The 19,419-nt window shown below is 72.6% G+C and carries 13 protein-coding genes; 3 read left to right on the top strand and 10 right to left on the bottom strand.

Annotated features, from left to right (window positions below):
- Nucleotides 1-85: 85 nt before the first annotated feature.
- Both G7Z13_RS26330 and G7Z13_RS26325 read left to right on the top strand, forming a co-directional pair.
- Nucleotides 86-1,843: a sensor histidine kinase gene (locus G7Z13_RS26330; RefSeq protein ID WP_166002702.1), complete on the top strand. Its 1,758-nt coding sequence runs from the start codon at nt 86-88 to the stop codon at nt 1,841-1,843.
- Entirely contained in the window at nt 1,840-2,520 is a 681-nt protein-coding gene (locus G7Z13_RS26325; RefSeq protein ID WP_166002701.1) for a response regulator, read from the top strand. Before G7Z13_RS26330 ends, G7Z13_RS26325 begins: the two co-directional genes overlap by 4 nt.
- A 145-nt stretch (nt 2,521-2,665) precedes the next feature.
- Here G7Z13_RS26325 and G7Z13_RS26320 read toward each other — a convergent pair whose 3' ends face one another.
- The 3 genes from G7Z13_RS26320 to G7Z13_RS26310 form a co-directional block, all read right to left on the bottom strand.
- Nucleotides 2,666-4,258, bottom strand: a complete 1,593-nt coding sequence (locus tag G7Z13_RS26320; RefSeq protein WP_166002700.1) for a cation acetate symporter — start codon at nt 4,256-4,258, stop codon at nt 2,666-2,668.
- A complete protein-coding gene (locus G7Z13_RS26315) occupies nt 4,255-4,770 on the bottom strand; it encodes a DUF485 domain-containing protein (RefSeq protein WP_166002699.1) in 516 nt (171 codons plus the stop codon). The genes G7Z13_RS26320 and G7Z13_RS26315 overlap by 4 nt, the downstream gene beginning before the upstream one ends.
- Before the next feature lie 195 nt (nt 4,771-4,965).
- Nucleotides 4,966-7,089 carry a DNA topoisomerase IV subunit B gene (locus G7Z13_RS26310; RefSeq protein ID WP_166002698.1) on the bottom strand — a complete coding sequence of 708 codons (2,124 nt, stop codon included), beginning with the start codon at nt 7,087-7,089 and terminating at the stop codon, nt 4,966-4,968.
- 441 nt (nt 7,090-7,530) lie between these two features.
- Between G7Z13_RS26310 and G7Z13_RS26305 the strand changes: the two genes are divergently transcribed.
- On the top strand, nt 7,531-7,761 hold the full coding sequence (locus G7Z13_RS26305) for a hypothetical protein (RefSeq protein ID WP_166002697.1): 231 nt from the start codon (nt 7,531-7,533) through the stop codon (nt 7,759-7,761).
- Nucleotides 7,762-7,934: 173 nt separating this feature from the next.
- On the opposite strand, the gene G7Z13_RS26300 is transcribed toward G7Z13_RS26305, so the two are convergent.
- The 7 genes from G7Z13_RS26300 to G7Z13_RS26270 form a co-directional block, all read right to left on the bottom strand.
- Complete coding sequence (locus G7Z13_RS26300; protein ID WP_166002696.1) at nt 7,935-8,792, bottom strand: serine protease; 858 nt, start codon at nt 8,790-8,792, stop codon at nt 7,935-7,937.
- Between the two features lie 132 nt (nt 8,793-8,924).
- Nucleotides 8,925-10,463 (bottom strand): RNA polymerase sigma factor, encoded by a 1,539-nt coding sequence (locus tag G7Z13_RS26295; RefSeq protein ID WP_166002695.1) that lies wholly within the window; start codon nt 10,461-10,463, stop codon nt 8,925-8,927.
- A 410-nt stretch (nt 10,464-10,873) separates the two neighbouring features.
- Nucleotides 10,874-11,761 carry an FCD domain-containing protein gene (locus G7Z13_RS26290; protein WP_166002694.1) on the bottom strand — a complete coding sequence of 296 codons (888 nt, stop codon included), beginning with the start codon at nt 11,759-11,761 and terminating at the stop codon, nt 10,874-10,876.
- A gap of 162 nt (nt 11,762-11,923) precedes the next feature.
- Nucleotides 11,924-14,029 carry an ABC transporter ATP-binding protein gene (locus G7Z13_RS26285; RefSeq protein WP_166002693.1) on the bottom strand — a complete coding sequence of 702 codons (2,106 nt, stop codon included), beginning with the start codon at nt 14,027-14,029 and terminating at the stop codon, nt 11,924-11,926.
- 198 nt (nt 14,030-14,227) lie between these two features.
- Nucleotides 14,228-14,986, bottom strand: coding sequence for an NUDIX hydrolase (locus G7Z13_RS26280; protein WP_166002692.1), 759 nt, complete (start codon nt 14,984-14,986; stop codon nt 14,228-14,230).
- Nucleotides 14,987-15,134: 148 nt separating this feature from the next.
- The gene (locus tag G7Z13_RS26275; RefSeq protein WP_240926533.1) at nt 15,135-17,003 is read right to left on the bottom strand and encodes a glycogen debranching N-terminal domain-containing protein; all 1,869 of its coding nucleotides are present in this window, start codon (nt 17,001-17,003) and stop codon (nt 15,135-15,137) included.
- A 707-nt stretch (nt 17,004-17,710) separates the two neighbouring features.
- The gene (locus tag G7Z13_RS26270; protein ID WP_166002691.1) at nt 17,711-19,390 is read right to left on the bottom strand and encodes a DUF4192 domain-containing protein; all 1,680 of its coding nucleotides are present in this window, start codon (nt 19,388-19,390) and stop codon (nt 17,711-17,713) included.
- Nucleotides 19,391-19,419: the final 29 nt, after the last annotated feature.

Here is a 19,419-nt window from a genome sequence, read left to right as displayed (position 1 = left end):
GAGGCCCACGGCCAGGCCACGGTCTCCGGGAGATCCCCGCCACTCCCCTACGGCCAGGCCCAGCCGCCCACGTACCGTCGTGGGTATGCGCCCCACCTCCCCCGCCCGCCGCCTGCGTCTCGGTCTGCCGCGCCGGATGTTCTCGCAGGTGCTGCTGATGCAGGTGGCGATCGCCGCGGGAGTCGCGGTGCTCGCCACCGGACTGTTCCTCGCGCCGCTCAGCGATCAGCTGGACGACCAGGCGATGCGCCGCGCGCTGGCGATCGCGCAGACCACGGCGGCCCAGCCGCGGCTCGCCGAGGACGTCGTCGGCACCCCGCCGAGCCCGGACGGGCCCGTGCAGCGGGAGGCGGAGCGGATCCGGCGGGCCACGCGTGCCGAGTACGTCGTGATCATGGACACGCGCGGGGTGCGCTGGTCCCACACCGAGCCCGCGGAGATCGGCCGGCATGTCTCCACCGACCCCAGCCAGGCGCTGGCCGGCCGGGAGGTCATGGAGATCGACGAGGGCACCCTGGGCCGTTCCGCGCGCGGCAAGGTGCCACTGCGCGACGGCGACGGGGACATCGTGGGGGCGGTGTCGGTCGGTATCGCCTACGACAGTGTCCGCGCGCGGCTCGTCCACGCGATCCCGGAGCTCCTCGCGTATGCGGGCGGCGCCCTCGCCGTGGGCGCGCTGGCCGCCTGGCTGATCTCCCGCCGGGTGCAGCGCCAGACGCGGGACCTGGCCTTCTCCGACATCGCGGCCCTGCTGGCGGAGCGGGAGGCCATGCTGCACGGCATCCGCGAGGGCGTCGTCGCCCTGGACCGCGCGGGGCGGCTCCGCCTGCTCAACGACGAGGCGCAGCGCCTGCTCGGCATCGGCGACGAGGCCGTGGGCCGCTCCCCCGACGAGGCACTGGGCGCGGGCCGTACGGCCGATGTGCTGGCCGGCCGGGTGACCGGCACGGACCTGCTCACCGTGCGTGGGCAGCGGGTGCTGGTCGCCAACCGGATGCCCACCGACGACGGGGGCGCGGTCGCCACCCTGCGCGACCGCACCGAGCTGGAGCAGCTGGGGCGTGAACTGGACTCCACGCGCGGTCTGATCGACGCCCTGCGCGCTCAGGACCACGAACACGCCAACCGGATGCACACCCTGCTCGGACTGCTCGAACTGGAGATGTACGACGACGCCGTCGAGTTCGTCGGCGAGGTGGTCGGTGACCACCGGGCCACGGCGGAGCAGATCACCGAGAAGATCGAGGATCCGCTGCTCGCCGCCCTGCTGGTCGGCAAGGCGACCGTCGCCGCCGAGCGCGGGGTGGCGCTGCGGCTCTCCGGCCGCACCCGGCTGCCGGACCGGCTGGTCGACGCCCGCGGGCTGGTCACGATCGTCGGGAACCTGGTCGACAACGCGCTCGACGCCGTGGCGGGCACCCCGCACGCGCGCGTGGAGGTCGAATTGCAGGCCGAGGGCCGCACCGCCGTGCTCGCGGTACGGGACACGGGGCCCGGCATCCCCGAGGAGCGGCGGGAACTGGTCTTCACCGAGGGCTGGTCGACGAAGGAACCGCCCGCCCACCGCAAGCGCGGCATCGGGCTGTCCCTGGTGCGCCGGCTGGCCGAGCGGCAGGGCGGCACCGTGACCGTGGGCGAGGCGCCGGGCGGGGGCGCGGAGTTCACCGTCGTCCTGCCGGAGGCGCTGGCGGGGCCGGGGGCTGAGCGGAGGGCTGAGCCCGAGGCCGAGACCGGGGGCACCCTTTGCCTGCCGGACGCGCAGAGCGCATCCGGTACCACCACCGCGCCGAGCGCCACCACCATGCCGTCCGCCGCGCGGTCCACCGAGGAGGAGACGCGATGATCGAGGTCCTGGTCGTGGACGACGACACCAGGGTCGCCCGGGTGAACGCCGCCTACGTCGAGAAGGTGCCGGGCTTCCACGTCGCCGGGCAGGCGCACCAGGCGGCGGAGGCGCTGCGGCTGCTGGAGACGCTGCCGCACGTGGACCTCGTGCTGCTGGACCACTACCTGCCGGACGGCACGGGCCTCGCGGTGGTCCAGGAGATGCGCCGCCGCGGCCACCAGACCGACGTGATCATGGTGACGGCCGCGCGGGACGTGTCGACGGTGCAGGCGGCGATGCGGCACGGCGCGCTGCAGTACCTGGTCAAGCCGTTCGCGTTCGCGGGCCTGCGCGCCAAGCTGGAGGCGTACGCGCAGCTGCGCCGCACCCTCGACGGCGGCGGCGAGGCCGAACAGGCCGAGGTGGACCGGATCTTCGGCGCGCTGTCCGCGCCCTCGGAGCCGGATCTGCCGAAGGGGCACTCCCCCACCACGGCCGAGCTGGTACGGCAGTGCCTGATGAGCGCGGACGGGCCGCTGTCGGCCCAGGAGATCGCCGAGCGGACGGGCGTGAGCCGGCAGACCGCCCAGCGCTATCTGAAGCTGCTGGAGCGCACAGGACGGGCCACGCTGACCCTGAAGTACGGCGACGCGGGCCGCCCGGAGCACCGTTACGTGTGGGCGACCCGCGCCTGAGGCACGAATCCCGGGGCGGGGGAAGAACCGTGCCCTGCCTGGGGTACGGAAACGGTCCGCCGTCTTCTCGACGCCCGCCGAACCTATGGCGCAGGCCTCTAGACGCCCGCCGGCGTGGCGTCGGCGAGCGTCCGACGAGGTGGCCCTACGCCGCTCCCGCCCCCGTCAGCGACCGCACCTCCGTCTCCGCGTGCCGGGCCCGGTCCGGCTCCTCGGCCGAGGTGACGGTGCCGAGCCAGCCCGCGAGGAAGCCCAGCGGGATGGAGACGAGGCCGGGGTTCTGCAACGGGAACACCTGGAAGTCGAGGTGCGGGAAGAGCGCGTCGGGGCCGCCCGACACGACGGGCGACAGCAGCACCAGCACCACGGCCGGGATCAGCCCGCCGTAGACGGCCCACACGGCGCCGCGGGTGGTGAAGTCGCGCCAGAACAGCGAGTAGAGCAGCACCGGGAGGTTCGCGGAGGCGGCGACGGCGAAGGCGAGGCCCACCAGGAAGGCGACGTTGAGGTCGCGGGCGAGCAGTCCGAGGACGATCGCGACGGCGCCGACGCCGGCCGCCGCGACCCGCGCGACGGCCACCTCGCCGCGCGGCGCGGACCGCTCGCGGCGCAGCGAGGCGTACAGGTCGTGGGCGACGGATGCCGAGGAGGCGAGCGTGATCCCGGCGACCACGGCGAGGATCGTGGCGAAGGCCACGGCGGCGACGATCGCGAAGAGAACCGTTCCGCCGGTGGAGTCGGCGCCGCCGCCCAGGTCGAGTGCCAGCAGCGGGACCGCCGTGTTCCCGGCCGCGTTCGAGCCGCGCACGGCGTCCGGGCCCACGAGGGCGGCGGCACCGAAGCCGAGCACGATCGTCATCAGGTAGAAGCCGCCGATGAGCCCGATCGACCAGACCACCGAGCGGCGGGCCGCGCGGGCCGTGGGCACGGTGTAGAAGCGGGAGAGGATGTGCGGCAGCCCGGCCGTGCCCAGCACCAGCGCGAGTCCGAGGCTGATGAAGTCGAAGCGGGCGGTCCAGTCCCCGCCGTACTTCAGGCCGGGCGCCAGGAAGGCCGCGCCGTGGCCGCTGCGGTCGGCCGCGGTGCGCAGCAGCCGGTCGAAGTCACCGTGGAACCGCGTCAGCACGAGCACGGTCAGGGCGAGCGCCCCGCCCATGAGCAGGACCGCCTTCACGATCTGGATCCAGGTGGTGGCGCGCATCCCTCCCCACGTCACATAGAGGACCATGAGCGCGCCGACCCCGATGACCGTCCAGGTGCGCGCGGCCTCGCTCGTCCCGCCCAGCAGCAGCGCGACCAGGCTGCCCGCCCCGACCATCTGCGCCACCAGGTACAGAACGGACACGGTGACCGAGGAAGTTCCCGCCGCGATCCGCACCGGCCGTTCCCGCATCCGCGCGGTGACGACGTCGGCGAGGGTGAACCGGCCGCAGTTGCGGACCAGTTCGGCGACGAGGAACAGCACCACCAGCCAGGCCACCAGGAACCCGACGGAGTACAGCAGTCCGTCGTAGCCGTAGAGCGCGATGAGGCCGGAGATCCCGAGGAAGGACGCGGCGGACATGTAGTCACCGGCGATGGCAAAACCGTTCTCCATCGGGGAGAACAGGCGCCCGCCGGCGTAGAACTCCTCGGCCGAGCCGTGCCGGTTGCGGCTCACCCAGGTGGTGATCGCGAGCGTCACGGCGACGAACCCGCTGAACAGCACCAGGGCCAGCGTCTGATGCTCACCGGTCACCGGGCACCGCCCCCAAGGACGCCGCGCGTCAGCTCCTGGGTGTCCCAGCGCAGTTCGAGCGCCGCGCGGTCCCTGCGCAGCCGGGCGTGCCGGGCGTACGCCCAGGTGAGCAGGAAGGTGGAGAGGAACTGTCCGAGCCCGGCCAGCATGGCCACGTTGACCGCGCCGGCCACGGGCCGGGCCATGAACTCGGGTGTGGTGGTGGCGGCGACGACGTAGCCGACGTACCAGGCGAGGAAAACGGCGCACGCGGGGACGACGAAGCGGCGGTAGCGGCTGCGCACCTCCTGGAAGGCGGGGCTGCGCTGCACCTCGAGGTAGACGTCCGCGGCGCTCAGCGCGCCGTTGCGGGCTTCCGTCGGCTCGGCCGGCCCGGACCAGTCGGTGCCCGCGGCGGGCACGCGCGCGGGGACGTGGTCCGCTTCGCCCCAGCCGGAGGCGAGGGCGGCATACCAGGGATCGTCGCACCGCACGCTTCTGACGTCACGGCGACGACCGTCACTTGAGTGCATGCCCCAGCATGGACAGAGCGGAAGGATCCCCGGTTCCTCTTCGGGACGGCCTTCACCCCATCAGGTGACCGCGCGGGCAATGCACGCTCCGAGCAGGGACGCGTCGCGTCGCGTCGAGCCGCGTCGCACAGCACCGCGCCGGGCCCGAGCGGACAGCCGCCCGGGCCCGGCGCTGCGCCTGCGCGTCCTGGCGCCCTACGCGTCGATGCGCGAGCGGTCCAGCGTCGCCGCCGAGCTGGAGATGAACTCCTTGCGGGGCGCCACGTCGTTGCCCATCAGCAGGTCGAAGACCTGCTCGGCGGCGTCCAGGTCGGAGAGGTTGATCCGGCGCAGGGTGCGGTGGCGCGGGTCCATGGTGGTCTCGGCCAGCTGGTCGGCGTCCATCTCGCCGAGGCCCTTGTAGCGCTGGATGGAGTCCTTGTAGCGGATGCCCTTGCTCTGGAACTCCATGAGCTTGTCCCGCAGTTCCCGGTCCGAGTACGTGTAGACGTACTTGTCCTGACCCTTCTTGGGCTGGATCAGCTCGATGCGGTGCAGCGGCGGGACCGCGGCGAACACACGGCCGGCCTCGACCATGGGCCGCATGTAGCGGTGGAACAGCGTGAGCAGCAGCGTCCGGATGTGCGAGCCGTCGACGTCGGCGTCGGTCATCATGATGATCTTGCCGTAGCGGGCCGCGTCGATGTCGAAGGTCCGGCCCGAGCCCGCTCCTATGACCTGGATGATCGCGCCGCACTCGGCGTTCTTGAGCATGTCGGTCACGGACGACTTCTGGACGTTGAGGATCTTGCCGCGGATCGGCAGCAGCGCCTGGAACTCGCTGTTCCGGGCGAGCTTGGCGGTGCCGAGCGCGGAGTCTCCCTCGACGATGAACAGCTCGCTGCGGTCCACGTCGTCGCTGCGGCAGTCGGCGAGCTTGGCGGGCAGCGAGGAGGACTCCAGGGCCGTCTTGCGGCGCTGCGCGTCCTTGTGCTGGCGGGCGGCGATGCGGGTCCGCGCGGCGGCGACGACCTTTTCCATGACCACGCGGGCCTGCTGCGCGGCGTCACGCTTCGTGGCCGTCAGGAACGCCTTCAGTTCCTTGGAGACCACGTTGTTCACGATCCGGCGGGCCGCGGAGGTGCCGAGCACCTCCTTGGTCTGCCCCTCGAACTGCGGCTCGGCGAGCCGTACGGTGACGACCGCGGTCAGCCCTTCGAGGGCGTCGTCCTTGACGATGTCGTCCTCGGCGACGCGCAGCAGCTTCTTGGCGCGCAGCACCTCGTTCATCGTCTTGGCGACCGCCTGCTCGAAGCCGGCGACGTGGGTACCGCCCTTGGGGGTGGCGATGATGTTGACGAACGACTTCACGGTCGTCTCGTAGCCGGTGCCCCAGCGCAGGGCGACGTCGACGCCGAGCTCGCGGGTGACCTCGGTGGGCGTCATCTGGCCGTGCTCGTCGAGGACCGGGACGGTCTCCTTGAAGGTGCCCTGGCCGGTGAAGCGGAGTACGTCGCAGATCGGCTTGTCGGAGGCGAGGAACTCGCAGAACTCGCTGATGCCGCCGTCGAAGCGGAACGACTCCTCGCCCTTGCTGCCGCCCTCGCCGAGGCCGTACTCGTCGCGGACGACGATGGTCAGTCCGGGCACCAGGAAGGCGGTCTGGCGGGCGCGCTGGTGCAGGTTCTCCAGGGCGAGCTTGGCGTCCTTGAGGAAGATCTGGCGGTCGGCCCAGTAGCGCACGCGGGTGCCGGTGCGGGTCTTGGGGATCTTCTTGGCCTTGCGCAGGCCGCTCTTGGCCTCGAACTTGGCGTCCGGCCCGTTTCCGGCGAAGGCGCCGGGGACGCCGCGCCGGAAGCTGATCGCGTGGGTGTGGCCCGCCCGGTCGACCTCGACGTCCAGCCGCGCGGACAGCGCGTTCACCACGGAGGCGCCGACGCCGTGCAGACCGCCGGAGGCCGCGTAGGAGCCGCCGCCGAACTTGCCGCCGGCGTGCAGCTTGGTCATCACGACCTCGACACCGGACAGACCGGTCTTGGGCTCGACGTCGACCGGGATGCCGCGGCCGTTGTCGCGCACCTCGACCGAGCCGTCGTCGTGGAGGATCACCTCGATGTGGTCGCAGTAGCCGCCCAGGGCCTCGTCGACGGAGTTGTCGATGATCTCCCAGAGGCAGTGCATCAGGCCGCGGCTGTCGGTCGAGCCGATGTACATGCCCGGGCGCTTGCGGACGGCCTCCAGCCCCTCCAGGACGAGCAGGTGCCGAGCGGTGTAGTTGGAACCGTCCCGGTCTGCTCCTGCCAGCAGCGCTGTGGACGGCACGGACGTCTCGGCGGTCACGCGGTTCGCTCCTCGCTGAATTTCAGATGGGGCCCATCGGGGTAAGGCCACGGCTTCGGTTGCCGCTCAGAGGGTACCGAGGCCTGGTAGAGCCGTTGTAACGCCACCCTCGTCATGAACGCAGACTAGTCCACGATCGCATGGGTGTTCGATCCCTCGATGGGGTGAAGTACATATCACGTTCCCTCGGAGGCATGAACCATTTAGGCTCCGGGCACGTCCTCATGAACAACCGGCAACCCCGCCGGGAGGACAAGACCGATACGACAGCGCGAAACCGTACGACACACAGACACGCACTACGGCACATTCGCCGCCAACCGGCAGCAGCCAGCCGCCTCGGAAAAAATCTTTCGAGGAAAAGCCGCGAGCGGGAACGTTTTGGGGCTGGTTGGATGTTGACCCTGGTACGACAGCTCGTCGAGCTAGAGAAGAGGCGACGTGACTACTGTTCTGACCCCCGCGAGCCCGCTGACGGCCGCTGATCGCTGCGACCGCTGCGGCGCCCAGGCATACCTGCGCGTTGTGCTGCTCAGCGGCGGAGAACTGCTCTTCTGCGCCCACCACGGTCGCAAGTTCGAGCCGGAACTCAAGAAGATCGCCGCTGAGATACAGGACGAGACGGAGCGGCTGACGTCCGTTCCCAACAACGCCTCCGACGAAGATCGCTGACATCTCGCGTACACGACGAGCCAGCTCCGGCACAGGCCGGTGAACGGGCGGCCGATCCTGCACCCAGGATCGGCCGCCCGTCGTCCTACCGCTCGTCGCCCCGGCCGGACCGGCGCCTCAGGCTTCGTCGGTGGCGCTGCGCGCCCCCGTGACGCGGCCCGCGTGGGAGGCCGTCACGCGGCGCCACCGCGCGGGCGCTCCCAGCCCAGCTTGCGGAGCATGTCGGAGATCCGGGTGTAGACGCCCGGGTTGCCCGGCCGTGCGCAGCCGTTCCCCCACGACACCAGTCCGATGAGGCGGCCCTGGGCCACCAGCGGCCCTCCGCTGTCCCCCTGGCAGGCGTCCGGGCCACCCTGCCACTCCCCGGCGCACACCATGGCCGAGGCGACGTAGGCGCCGTCACCGCCGCTCGGATACGCCCGCTCACACAGGGCGTCGGGCAGCACCTGCACCCGCGCGGCACGCAGCGCGTCCGCGTAGTCCCCGGCCCCCGAGACATCGCCCCAGCCGTAGACCAGGGCGCCCGTGCCCGCGGTGTACGCCGGGTCCCCGGTGCCGGCCATCGCGATGATCGCGTTCTGCGGCAGCGGCTCGGCGAGGGTGAGCACCGCGAAGTCCCCCGCGTTGGTCGCGTCGTCGTAGTACGGGTTCACCCAGCTCTCGCGCACCGCGATCTCCTGCCCCTGGTCGGTGCGCAGGTCCGTGCGGCCGGCGATGACCTTCAGGTCGCGCACCTGGTCGGGCGGCGCCCCGAGGACGTCTCTGTCGAGGCAGTGGGCGGCCGTGAGCACGGCGGTCGGGGCGATCGCCACTCCGCCGCAGAACTGCCCGGATCGCGTACGCCCGAACTGGTCACGGCTGGAGAGCGCCACCGTCCACGGGGCCTGGGAGACGTCGACCGGGAAGCCGCCCACGACTATGCCGTCCGCCGCCGCGGGCGCGGCGTAGGCGAGCGGTGCCAGCGGTATCGCGGCAGCGGCTGCCACCAGGGCCAACGGTCGGGCCAGCGCCCGGACAAGGAGGCGACGCATACGAACTCCTCACTCTGTGACGTTTGTGGGACACCCAGAGTGATCCAGAGCGGCGCGGCCCGCACCCGCGCGCAACGAAGGCCCGGCCCCGCTGACGCGGTGACCGGGCCTTCTCTGTCGTACGGCCGCGACCTAGTCGAGGTAGTCGCGCAGCACCTGCGAACGCGACGGGTGGCGCAGCTTCGACATGGTCTTGGACTCGATCTGGCGGATGCGCTCGCGCGTCACGCCGTACACCTTGCCGATCTCGTCGAGGGTCTTCGGCTGACCGTCGGTGAGACCGAAACGCATGGAGACGACGCCCGCCTCGCGCTCGGAGAGGGTGTCGAGCACGGAGTGCAGCTGCTCCTGGAGGAGCGTGAAGCTGACCGCGTCGGCCGGGACGACGGCCTCGGAGTCCTCGATGAGGTCACCGAACTCGCTGTCGCCGTCCTCGCCGAGCGGGGTGTGCAGGGAGATCGGCTCGCGACCGTACTTCTGGACCTCGATGACCTTCTCCGGGGTCATGTCGAGCTCCTTGGCCAGCTCCTCCGGGGTGGGCTCACGGCCCAGGTCCTGGAGCATCTGGCGCTGCACGCGCGCGAGCTTGTTGATGACCTCGACCATGTGCACCGGGATACGGATGGTGCGGGCCTGGTCGGCCATCGCGCGGGTGATCGCCTGACGGATCCACCAGGTGGCGTACGTGGAGAACTTGTAGCCCTTGGTGTAGTCGAACTTCTCGACCGCGCGGATCAGACCGAGGTTGCCCTCCTGGATGAGGTCCAGGAAGAGCATGCCGCGGCCGGTGTAGCGCTTGGCCAGGGAGACCACGAGGCGGAGGTTGGCCTCCAGCAGGTGGTTCTTGGCGCGGCGGCCGTCCTCGGCGATGATCTCCAGCTCGCGCTTGAGCTTCGGGGCGAGCTTGTCGGCGTTGGCCAGCTTGTCCTCGGCGAACAGGCCCGCCTCGATGCGCTTGGCCAGCTCGACCTCCTGCTCGGCGTTGAGCAGGGGGACCTTGCCGATCTGCTTGAGGTAGTCCTTGACGGGGTCGGCGGTGGCGCCGGCCGCGGCGACCTGCTGCGCGGGGGCGTCGTCCTCGTCCTCGTCGGAGAGCACGAAACCGGCGCTCTCGGCGCCTTCGGGCTCGTCGGCGACCTTGGTGTCCTCGAGGACTTCCTCGTCGAGCAGCTCGACGTCGTCCTTCTTGGCGGTGGTCTTCTTGGCCGCCGTCTTCTTGGCGGTGGTCTTCTTCGCGGCCGCCTTCTTGGCGGTCGTCTTCTTGGCAGCTGCCTTCTTGGCGGGCGCGGCTTCCTCGGCGGGACCGACGGCGGGGTCGGCGGGCGCGGCCGGAGCGGCGGTGGAGGCGGTGGCCTTCCGGGTGGTCACCGTCTTCGCCGCCACCGTCTTGGTGGCGGTGCGCTTGGCCGGGCTCTTCGCTGCGACGCTCTTTCGGGTGCGCTTGGGTTCTGCGGCACTGACCATCAGCGTCACACCCTCTTCCTCGAGGATCTGATTGAGGCTGCGCAGTACGTTCTTCCACTGAGTGGCCGGAATCTGGTCAGCTTCGAAGGCCCGACGCACGTCATCGCCGGCGATCTGCCCCTCAGCCTTTCCCCGCTCAATGAGCGCCATGACAGAGACGGACTCGGCGATCTCCGGCGGGAGCGTACGGGATGTGCTGGCCGACACGAACAACCTCTCGGAACGTTGGAAAACGACTTCCGGCCCCGTCCACTGCGGACAGGAGCCGACCGCCGGCTTGGGGATGGGCCGACGGCGCGGGCGGGGGCCGGGAAGATGCACAGCGCCTTGAACGGCGTCCGTATTCCCTCCGCGGCTGTCACCTCTTAGGTCATCGCGTTGTTTCCACGAGCGTTACGCCCAATCTGCGTGGCCCGAGTCACACCCCGTAAGCATGCAAAAGCGGTCAGACGTGGGCAGACCAGGTCACTCGCGGTCCGATCGGCGCCCGTCGCGCTGTCGGACCCCGCAGATCCCCAAGGATCCTGCGGGGTCCGACGGCACGCGGCTCGCCGGACCGGGCGACGCCGGAGAGAGGGAAGGGGAAAGCCCTCCGGCCGCGACGTCCGCGGTGTCGCTCAGTGCTCGCGCGGCGCGGGAACCACCCGCTCCACCTCCGGATGGACGCTGAGCAGTTGACGCATGGCCGCCTCGGCCGCCGCGCCGTCCCCCGCGGCGAGGGCGTCGACGATCCGGCCGTGGTGGGCCAGGCTCGCCTCGTTCGGCCGGTCACAGCCCGTGACGGGGCCGCCGGACACCTGGAGGGCCGCCGAGACGATGCCGGACAGGTGCTCCAGCATGCGGTTGCCGGCGACCTGGATGAGCAGCGAGTGGAACTCGGTGTCCGCGCGGGAGAAGGTGAGCGCGTCGCCCTGCCCCATGGCGTGGCCCATGATCTCGACCATGTCGGACAGCCGCTGCTGGACGTCCTCGCGCCCGTGCCCGGCCGCCAGCCGCGCGGCGAGCGGCTCGATCGTCCAGCGCAGCTCGCTGAGCTCCCGGCGCTGGTCGTCCCGCTGCGGCCCGAAGGCCCGCCACTCGATGATGTCCGGGTCCAGGAGGTTCCAGTCGCTGACGGGCCGCACCCGCGTGCCGACGTTGGGACGGGCACTGACCAGGCCTTTGGCCTCCAGGACACGCAGTGACTCACGGACGACGGTGCGGGACACCTCGAACCGCTGGCCGATCTCCTCCGGGACCAGCGGGCGGTCGGCACCCAGGTCGCCGGAGACGATCATCTGGCCGAGCTGCTGGACGAGTTGGCCGTGCAGGCCGCGTCCGCGGCTGCCCGCGGCGCGCCGGCCCACCCGGCCCAGCTCGGGGTCCGCGCCCTCCCAGGCGGGGGCCCCGACGCGGTCCGCGGCGGCGGACTCTGCGTAGGGGTAGCGGTCGAGGTCGCCCGGGCCGGCGAGGCCGGAGTCTGCGGAGCGGGCGGGGGTCATCATGGTGTGCGCAAGGGTACTCACGGATCCTTTGTCGGCGCCGCCCTCAACTCCCTTGAGGTCTTTGGTGAAAAGCACACGAAAGGGTGATCGCTCACCCCGCCGAAATTGACGCCTTACCGAAAAGAAACGGGCTTTCTGTGAGGGAGTTGTGCACGAGCGTGACCGGAATCATGCGGACAGTCGTCATCTGGCCCGGCTCCGCAAGGTCGTCAGCAGGTACGCGCACACCAGGGTGGCCAGCGACAACGCCAGCGCACTGCCCACGGGTTGACCGATCACGCGGGCCAGGCCGGCCAGATACCGTTCGCCACCGAAAGGCCACTGCGCGAGCAGCACCTCCCGCAACCGCAGCGGAAACCCCGCCGCACTCCGCACGGAGGGTCCCGCCAGCACCTTCTCCACGGCCGGTACGACCACCACCGGCACCGCGAGCACCGCGGCGAACCCGCCCGAGGTGGACCGGAACACCCCGGCCGCCAGCACCCCGGCCCACGCGCAGCCGATCACCAGCCCCACCCAACTCACGCCGAGCGACAGCCACTCCGCGGGAACCCTCGCGACCTCGCGTCCGTAGAACAGATACAGCACCTCCGCGTCACACCCCACGGTCAGCACCGCCAGCACCAGCCCGGTGACCGCCGAGACGAGCAGCTTCGCGGCCAGCAGCCCCAGCCGGCGGGGCACGGTCCCGCGGTCCGCCGCCAGCGCGGGGTGGCGGAACTCGTCCCCGAACGCCAGCGCCCCCAGCAGCCCCGCCCCCAGCGCCGCGGGCGGCAGCGGCAGCTCCCGCGGCCAGGCGGCGAGCAGCCGCGCCTGCGGGGTGTGCCCGACACGGGCCGCCACCACAGCGGTGAACGCCGAGACCACCAGCACGGCGGCCCCCGTGAGGAACCCGGCACCGACCCCGGTGGCCCGCCGCAGCTCGTAGCGGAGCGGCCGCAGGGGGCTGGGGGCGGGGTACTCCGTGAGGGGTTCGGTCTCTGCGGTGTGGTCGGCGGGTGCCGAGGGCTGTTCGGCGGGAGTGGTGTCGGCGGGCGTCGAGTCCTGGAGTGCCGTGTCGGCTGTCCTCGTGTCGGCTGTTGTCGAATCGTGGTGTGCGGGGTTCGGAGGCGTGGGTTCCGCCGTGGCACGGTCTCCTGAGATGTCCGCCTCAGCCGCTTTGTCCGCGTCCTCGGGGCCGGTCTGTGCGGGAAGGCGGCCTGAGGCTGCCTCGGGCGTGGACGGGACCGTATCGGGCGGGATCGTTTCGGGCTCGGGAACTGTCGGCTCGGGCACGTGCTTGAGCGGCTCCTGGGCGGCCGGGGACGACGCGGGGGTGGGCGGGGCCGGCTCGGACGCGGGCACGGGCGGAGTCGGCTCAAGGGCTGGCACGGGCGGGGCCGGTTGCGGGGTCAGCGGGGGTTCAACTGCGCCTGGCCCCATGTCACCGACCTCGTCCGCGAGTTGGTGGACGAGGATGCCGTGCCGGAAGGCCGTGTCGCCCACGTCGGCGCACGTACTGCCGTAGACGAACAACCGGTTGCCGCCCTCGCGTACGACTTCCACGGAGCACCGTCCGGTGCGGGCCTCCTTGGTGAGGGCGGCGGCGAGGCGGGCGGCGTGCGGGGTGCGGACGGCGACGCGCGGACGCAGCCGGGTGCGGGCGAAGTCGGCCACGTCCTGGTCGGCGACGACTCTGCCGGCATCGAGGGTGACGACCCGGTCGGCGAAACGGGCGGCCTCCTTGGGGTCGGCCGTGGTGAACAGGACGGTGCCGCCGTGCACGGCGTGGGCACGCAGCATGCCGTGGAGCCAGCGGTTCTCCCGTGCGGTGAGTCCGCCGGCGGGGTCGTCGAGGACGAGGGTGTGGGGATCGGCGAGCAGGGCGCAGGCCAGTCCGAGACGGCGGTCCATGCCGCGGGAGAGGGTGCCGAGACGTTCGTCGCGCAGGCTGACGAGACCGACGGCTTCGAGGACTTCGTCCGCCCGCCGGACGGGAACTCCGGCAGCGGCGCACAGCATGCGCAGGTGCCCGCGGACGGTGCGTTTCGGGTGGCCGGGCACGTCGCCCAGGAGTACGCCCACTTCGCGCGACGGGTGGGCGATGCGGTGCAGTGGGCGCCCGCGGAAGTGCGTGAGGCCACGGCCCTGTTGGAGTTCGAGCATGAGCCTGAGCACCGTCGTCTTGCCCGTGCCGGCGGCGCCGAGCAGGGCGGTGACGTGTCCCGCGCGCGCGTCGAAGGAGACGTCGTCGACGACGGGCGGAAGGTCCTTGCGGGGGTTGCTGGTCAGTCCGAAGGCCTGGATCACCTGCAGCAATTTAGCGCGCTATATACGGTTTTTCGGGCACCGAACGGCCCGTTCGCGGCCGAGAACCGCCGAACTCGGTGTCCGGTTGCGATCCGTCCGTCGCCGGAGCCCGGTCCGTCCACCGCCAAAGCCCAGTCGTCGCCGGAGCCCGGTTCGCCCCTCGCCGAAGCCGGGTTCAGCCGTCGGTCGCGATACCGCTCAGACTTCGGGGCGCAGCATCGGCGGGTTGAGGAGGGTGGCTCCGCCGGCGCGGAAGAGCTGGGCGGGGCGTCCGCCCTGGCGGGTGGTGGTGCCGCCGGTGGGGACGAGGAAGCCGGGTGTGCCCGTCACCTTGCGGTGGAAGTTGCGCGGGTCGAGCGCCACGCCCCACACCGCCTCGTAGACGCGGCGCAGCTCTCCGACGGTGAACTCGGGTGGGCAGAACGCGGTGGCCAGCGAGGAGTATTCGATCTTGGAGCGGGCGCGTTCGACCCCGTCGGCGAGGATTTGCGCGTGGTCGAAGGCGAGCGGTGCCAGGGGTTCGCCGTCACGTCCGTACCCGCCCTGCTGGAGGAGTTCCTCGACCGGCGCCCAGCGGGCGTTGCTGGCGTCGCCGCCCGCGCGGGGTGCGGGCAGGTCGGGGGCGAGAGCGAGGTGGGCGACGCTGACCACCCGCATGCGCGGGTCGCGCTTGGGGTCGCCGTAGGTCGCCAGCTGTTCCAGGTGGGCGCCGTTGTCCTGGGCCGGAGCCGCGGGATCGTGGACGCGCAGTCCGGTCTCCTCGGCCAGTTCGCGTGCCGCCGCCTGCGCCAGGTCCTCGTCGGCCCGTACGAAGCCGCCGGGCAGCGCCCAGCGCCCCTGGAACGGCGGCTCGCCCCGGCGGACCGCCAGCGCGCACAGGGCATGGCGGCGCACGGTCAGCACGACCAGGTCCACGGTGACGGCGAAGGGCGGAAAGGCTGACGGGTCGTAGGGCATGCCGCGATCATAGTCGTCTGCCTGACGATAAACACTCCCTTCGCCGGTCGCTTCGCCGGACCGTGGTGGCTCCTGGCCGGGTCCTTACCTGCGCTCCGTCCGGCGCCGGCCCCCGCTCGGCGAGCGCGGCAGGACGTCGGTCGTCGTGTCATACTCCCAGTTGCAGTCCGTCGGCGGCCTCCTCGACCATGGCGAGGCCCAGGCGGCTCACCCGTACCGAGAAGGGCGCGCCGGCGACTCGTAGCCCGGTCAAGCAGAGCTCACCGAGAGGGGCGGTGCGTACGGGCCGCAGCGTGACCGTGCGGGCCGGGGCGTCGGGGCGGATGCCGGCGAGGGTGGTCAGCAGCAGAGTCCCGGCGGCCGCGGCGGTGGCGGCGGGGCGGCAGGCGGCCGGGTGGGGCAGTGGCGCGCCACCTTCGGTGCGCTGCTCCCCCGCGTACATCTCGGGCAGCCGGTGACCGAAGGCGTCGGCGGCCGCCAGGACGCCGCGCAGCAGGGAGGTCGCCTCCTTCTCGTACCCTGCGGCGGCCAGTCCGGCGATTGCGACCGCCGTCTCGTGGACTCGCACGGCGCCGCTGCGGTGGCCGAACGGATTGTGCCCCGGTTCTCTGGTGCCGAGTGTGCGCAGTCCCCAGCCGGAGTCCATCGCGGGGCTGCCGAGCAGCCGGGCGAGTTGTTCGGTCTGGACGCGGTCGAGCAGGCCGGGGGCGTGCTCGCCGCCGCCGAGCAGTCCGGTGTCCAGGAGGTGCGCCGCGGTCGCCCCGAGGAGCGGGACGGGGCGGCCGTCCGGTGTCCGGGCGGCGGCCGGGCGACCGCCGCCGGGGTCGTCGATCCAGAAGTCCTTCCGGAACGCCGATCGAAGGGCACGTGCCCACTCCCGCAGTCCGGCGCCGCCGGGTCTGCCGCACGCGTCGAGCAGATCGGCGCCGAGCAGGGCGGCCCGGTGCGCGTGGGCCTGTGTCTCGCAGCGGTCAGGGCCCCCCGGCTGGGGATCGCACAGGTACACGCCGTCGCCCACGGTCGTCCGCAGCCAGGTCAGACAGCGCTCGGCGGCCGGCAGCAGCTCCTCCGTCTCGTGGTCCGGCAGGCCCCAGCGGCGGGCTTCCGCGAGGAGGACGGGGAAGAGCAGGGTGGCCTCGGTGGCGGTGCAGCCCGGCGGAAGGTGGGCTCCGGCGTCCCGGCGCGGCCCGGGGATCAGGCCCGCCTGGGGGCCTGGGCCGGCGAGCTGGGTGCGGGCGAGGATGCGCAGCGTGCCGGCCGCGAGCCTGGTACCGAGAGGGAGCGCCATCCGGGCCGCGGCGAGCGCTTCGGCGGGCGCCGGGCCGCAGCGCCAGGGCGCACCGGCCGCGGCGTGGGTGTCGGCGGGGTGCTCGGGGTCGCGCAGCAGCAGGGCCTGGAGGTCGTCGACACTGCTTCGCAGCAGCGCCGTGACGCGCGGGTCGTCGCCCGTCGCACCCGCGGAAGCGAGAGGGCTGGTGGCCGCGCGGCCCACGCTCCGTATCGGTGCCGCCCCGTCCAGGCGTACCCGCAGTTCGAGGCTCGCGCTGCCTCCGGGGGGCAGCTCGAACTCCCAGCGCAGCAGCCCGGCGGAGGCCAGCGCGTCCGCGGGCGGTGGCTCGGCGGAGACGGACGACGAGCCGGTGGGGCCGGCCCAGCGCAGACCGCAGTCGTGGACGCTGGCGGGCACTTCCGGGCCGGGGGTGCCGGAGGCGATCGCCCCGAGCGCGGCCAGGTCGGTGCCCAGTGCCACCTCCACGGGCAGGCGCAGGGGCCGGGAAGCGGCGCTGCGGAGGGTGATCCGCTCCGTGCCGTCCGCGTGCCGGACGCGCTCGACGACCACGTCCGGGTCCGGCCCGACCTGAGGGGACAGGCGCAGTGTGCCCACGAAGCGGGCCTGGTCCGCTCCGCTCATCCGGGCCTGCACGGCGAGCGGCTCCCGCCCGGCCACCCTGACCTGGCAGCGGGAGAGCAGACGCCGACCCGCGCGGTAGATCCCTTCCAGGCCTCGGCCGGTCAGCTGTCCGGATTCCGGGGAGACGGCGAGGCCTGGCAGGGCGACGCAGATCAGGGCGGTGTGGGTGGGGGGCAGTTCCCCGGGGTGGCGTGAGGACGCTGGCGGTGCGGAGGCGGCCGCCGGGGCGACGGTCGGGGCGGCGGCCGTGCCGGGGCGGCGCGTCTGCCCGCCGGGAACGGCCCCCGCGTCCGCCCTGGCGCTGCCGCGCGCACCGGCCCTCCAGTCCCTTCTCTCCATCTCGGAGGGCTCACGTGCTTGCAGGATTCCGATACGGGCGCGGTACTCGGTCGTCGCCGGCACCAGCTGGTCTCTCCACCCACCGGGCGAAGTGATCCGTTCTGTGTCCCGGGTGGCCGCGCGGTCGCGGCGGGTGGCACCCCATGCCGAGGGCTCACGGAGAGCGTCGGGCCGGGGTGGAGTCGGCTGGTGCATCGCGAGCGACTTCCTCTGCACGCTGTACGCCTCGGGTGAGGCCGGCGCCGGTTGAGGGTTTCCGGCAGGACAGGGGCGGTGCGGCGACACGGCCTGTACAGGCGTTCCGCCACTCAGGTGAACGGAACGGGACTCGTCGGGGTCACGGCCGTAATCGGCCCGCGTCACCGAATGGTGGTGCGGGAGGCGGGCCGCTGTCCTGGTCGTCCGCGGGCGGCGCGCCGACCGTCCCCGGACGGTGTTCGCCGGCCGGTGGCACCAGCGCCGCACCCGTGCGCTCACGTGTCCTCCTGCGTTCCGCCGCTGCCGGTCGCCCCCGTGCCAGGTCCGGGTCCGGTGCCGGGCTGCGGGTCTTCCGCGCAGTTGACCCGCCGCCGTGCCGGGCCGTCCGCGGAGCGCGGCCGGGTGCCGCCGATCCGTCCCGCCCCCGGGTGCGTGCCGGCTGTCGTCCTGCGTGACCTCGACGCCCTCTTGGCCGTGTCGCGCGTCGACCTCCTTCCTGACGGGAGCGCCCGCGTCAGTCCACGGCGACGCACAGGTGGGGCCGTCGGCGGTGTGAGCGGGGACGCGCTGTCGTCCGGGGACACGGGGTGGTCTCCGTGGCGGGCGTCGCCAGGTGCTTGCGTCACCGGCTGGTCCTCGCCCGTGCCGGTCGCCCGGTCGTCCCGCTCCGCGCGCAGGCAGCGGCGGACCGACTCCGGGTCGAGTCCCTCGTTGATCGCTTGGTGGAGCAGGCGGGCGAAGAGGTAGTCGGTGTCCGCACCCAGGGCCATGGCCAGGGCCTCGCGCGCTTCGAGTTCGTCGCCGGTCGACCAGGCGACCCAGCCGGCGAGGGTGAGAGGTGCGGCGGCGTGTTCGCCGTAGGGGCCGACGCAGCGGCGGGCCAGTGACCGCCAGAGCCGCAGGGCGGGCCCGGCCTCGTCGCCCTCCATCCACTCCGCCGCGCGGTCACGGGTGATGCGGTCCTGGAGGCCGAGGATCAGGGCGGCGGCTTCGTCGTGCGCGATCAGCTCGTCGTCGCGCAGGTCCTGCGGAAGGGCTCCGGTCACCGGAGGGGCCGCGGCCAGTCGTCCGATGAGCCGCTCCGCCAGCGCGATCGTCTCGTCCCTCACCTCCGCGCGGCCGGTGCCGTCGAGGATCCTGGGGACGAGCGCCATGCCCGCGGCGTCCAGCGCGACCTCCTGTGCCAGGGCGGCGGCGGTCTCCCAGGGCAGGAGCCGGGCACGCAGCTCGCGCAGGCTGCCGCGCACCTGGATCCCGGCGTAGGTGGCGGCTGCCGCCAGCACCGACGTGCCGGGCAGGCCCATCGGCTCGCCCTCGGCTGGGCAGCAGCCCTTGTCACAGCAGTACGACCAGAAGCGTCCGCCCGAGATGCACAGCGCCTCGACGATCGGCGCGCCGGCCGAGCTGCACTGCTTCTCCAGCTCCGCCGCGAGTGGCTGGAGCCGTTCCATGACCTGCCGGCCCGTTTCGCCGACGCCTGGCTCCTGGCAGAGGTAGGCCACCGTCCGCTCCGGTCGGCCGCGGCGGCGGGCGCTGCCGGTCACCAGGCCGCGCGTCAATTCCCTCGCGACCGCTTTCCAGTCGTCGGGGTTGGCCGGGATGCCCAGCCGGGCCCGGCCGCCGAACCTGCCGCGTCCGCCCCAGTCGTGCAGGGCGACGAGCACCACGCTGTCCTCGGGCCGGTACCCGAGCAGATACGGCAGCGCGTCCGCCAGTTCGGCCGGGGTGCGCAGGGTGACCTGGTGGGTGTCGAGCTGTCCGGTGAGGACGTCGGCGTCGGTGGGCGCCGTGACCTGCGGGGCGGCGTCGGGGGTGTGGCCGGTGACGGGGGTGCGGAGGCTGTCGGAGGTGTGGCTGTTCTCGGGGGTGCGGTCGGCGTCCGGGCCGAACTGTCCTTCCCGTCCCGTGATGTCGTCGTTGTCGAAGGAACCGGTGTTTTCGCCGTGATGCGTCATGCGGAGACGATCTCGCGAATTGCGAGCTT

Source organism: Streptomyces sp. JB150, assembly GCF_011193355.1.
In the GTDB taxonomy this organism is placed as follows: domain Bacteria; phylum Actinomycetota; class Actinomycetes; order Streptomycetales; family Streptomycetaceae; genus Streptomyces.
The sequence above is the reverse complement of the archived record's forward strand: the minus strand, read 5'-3'. Positions and strand labels throughout refer to the sequence as shown.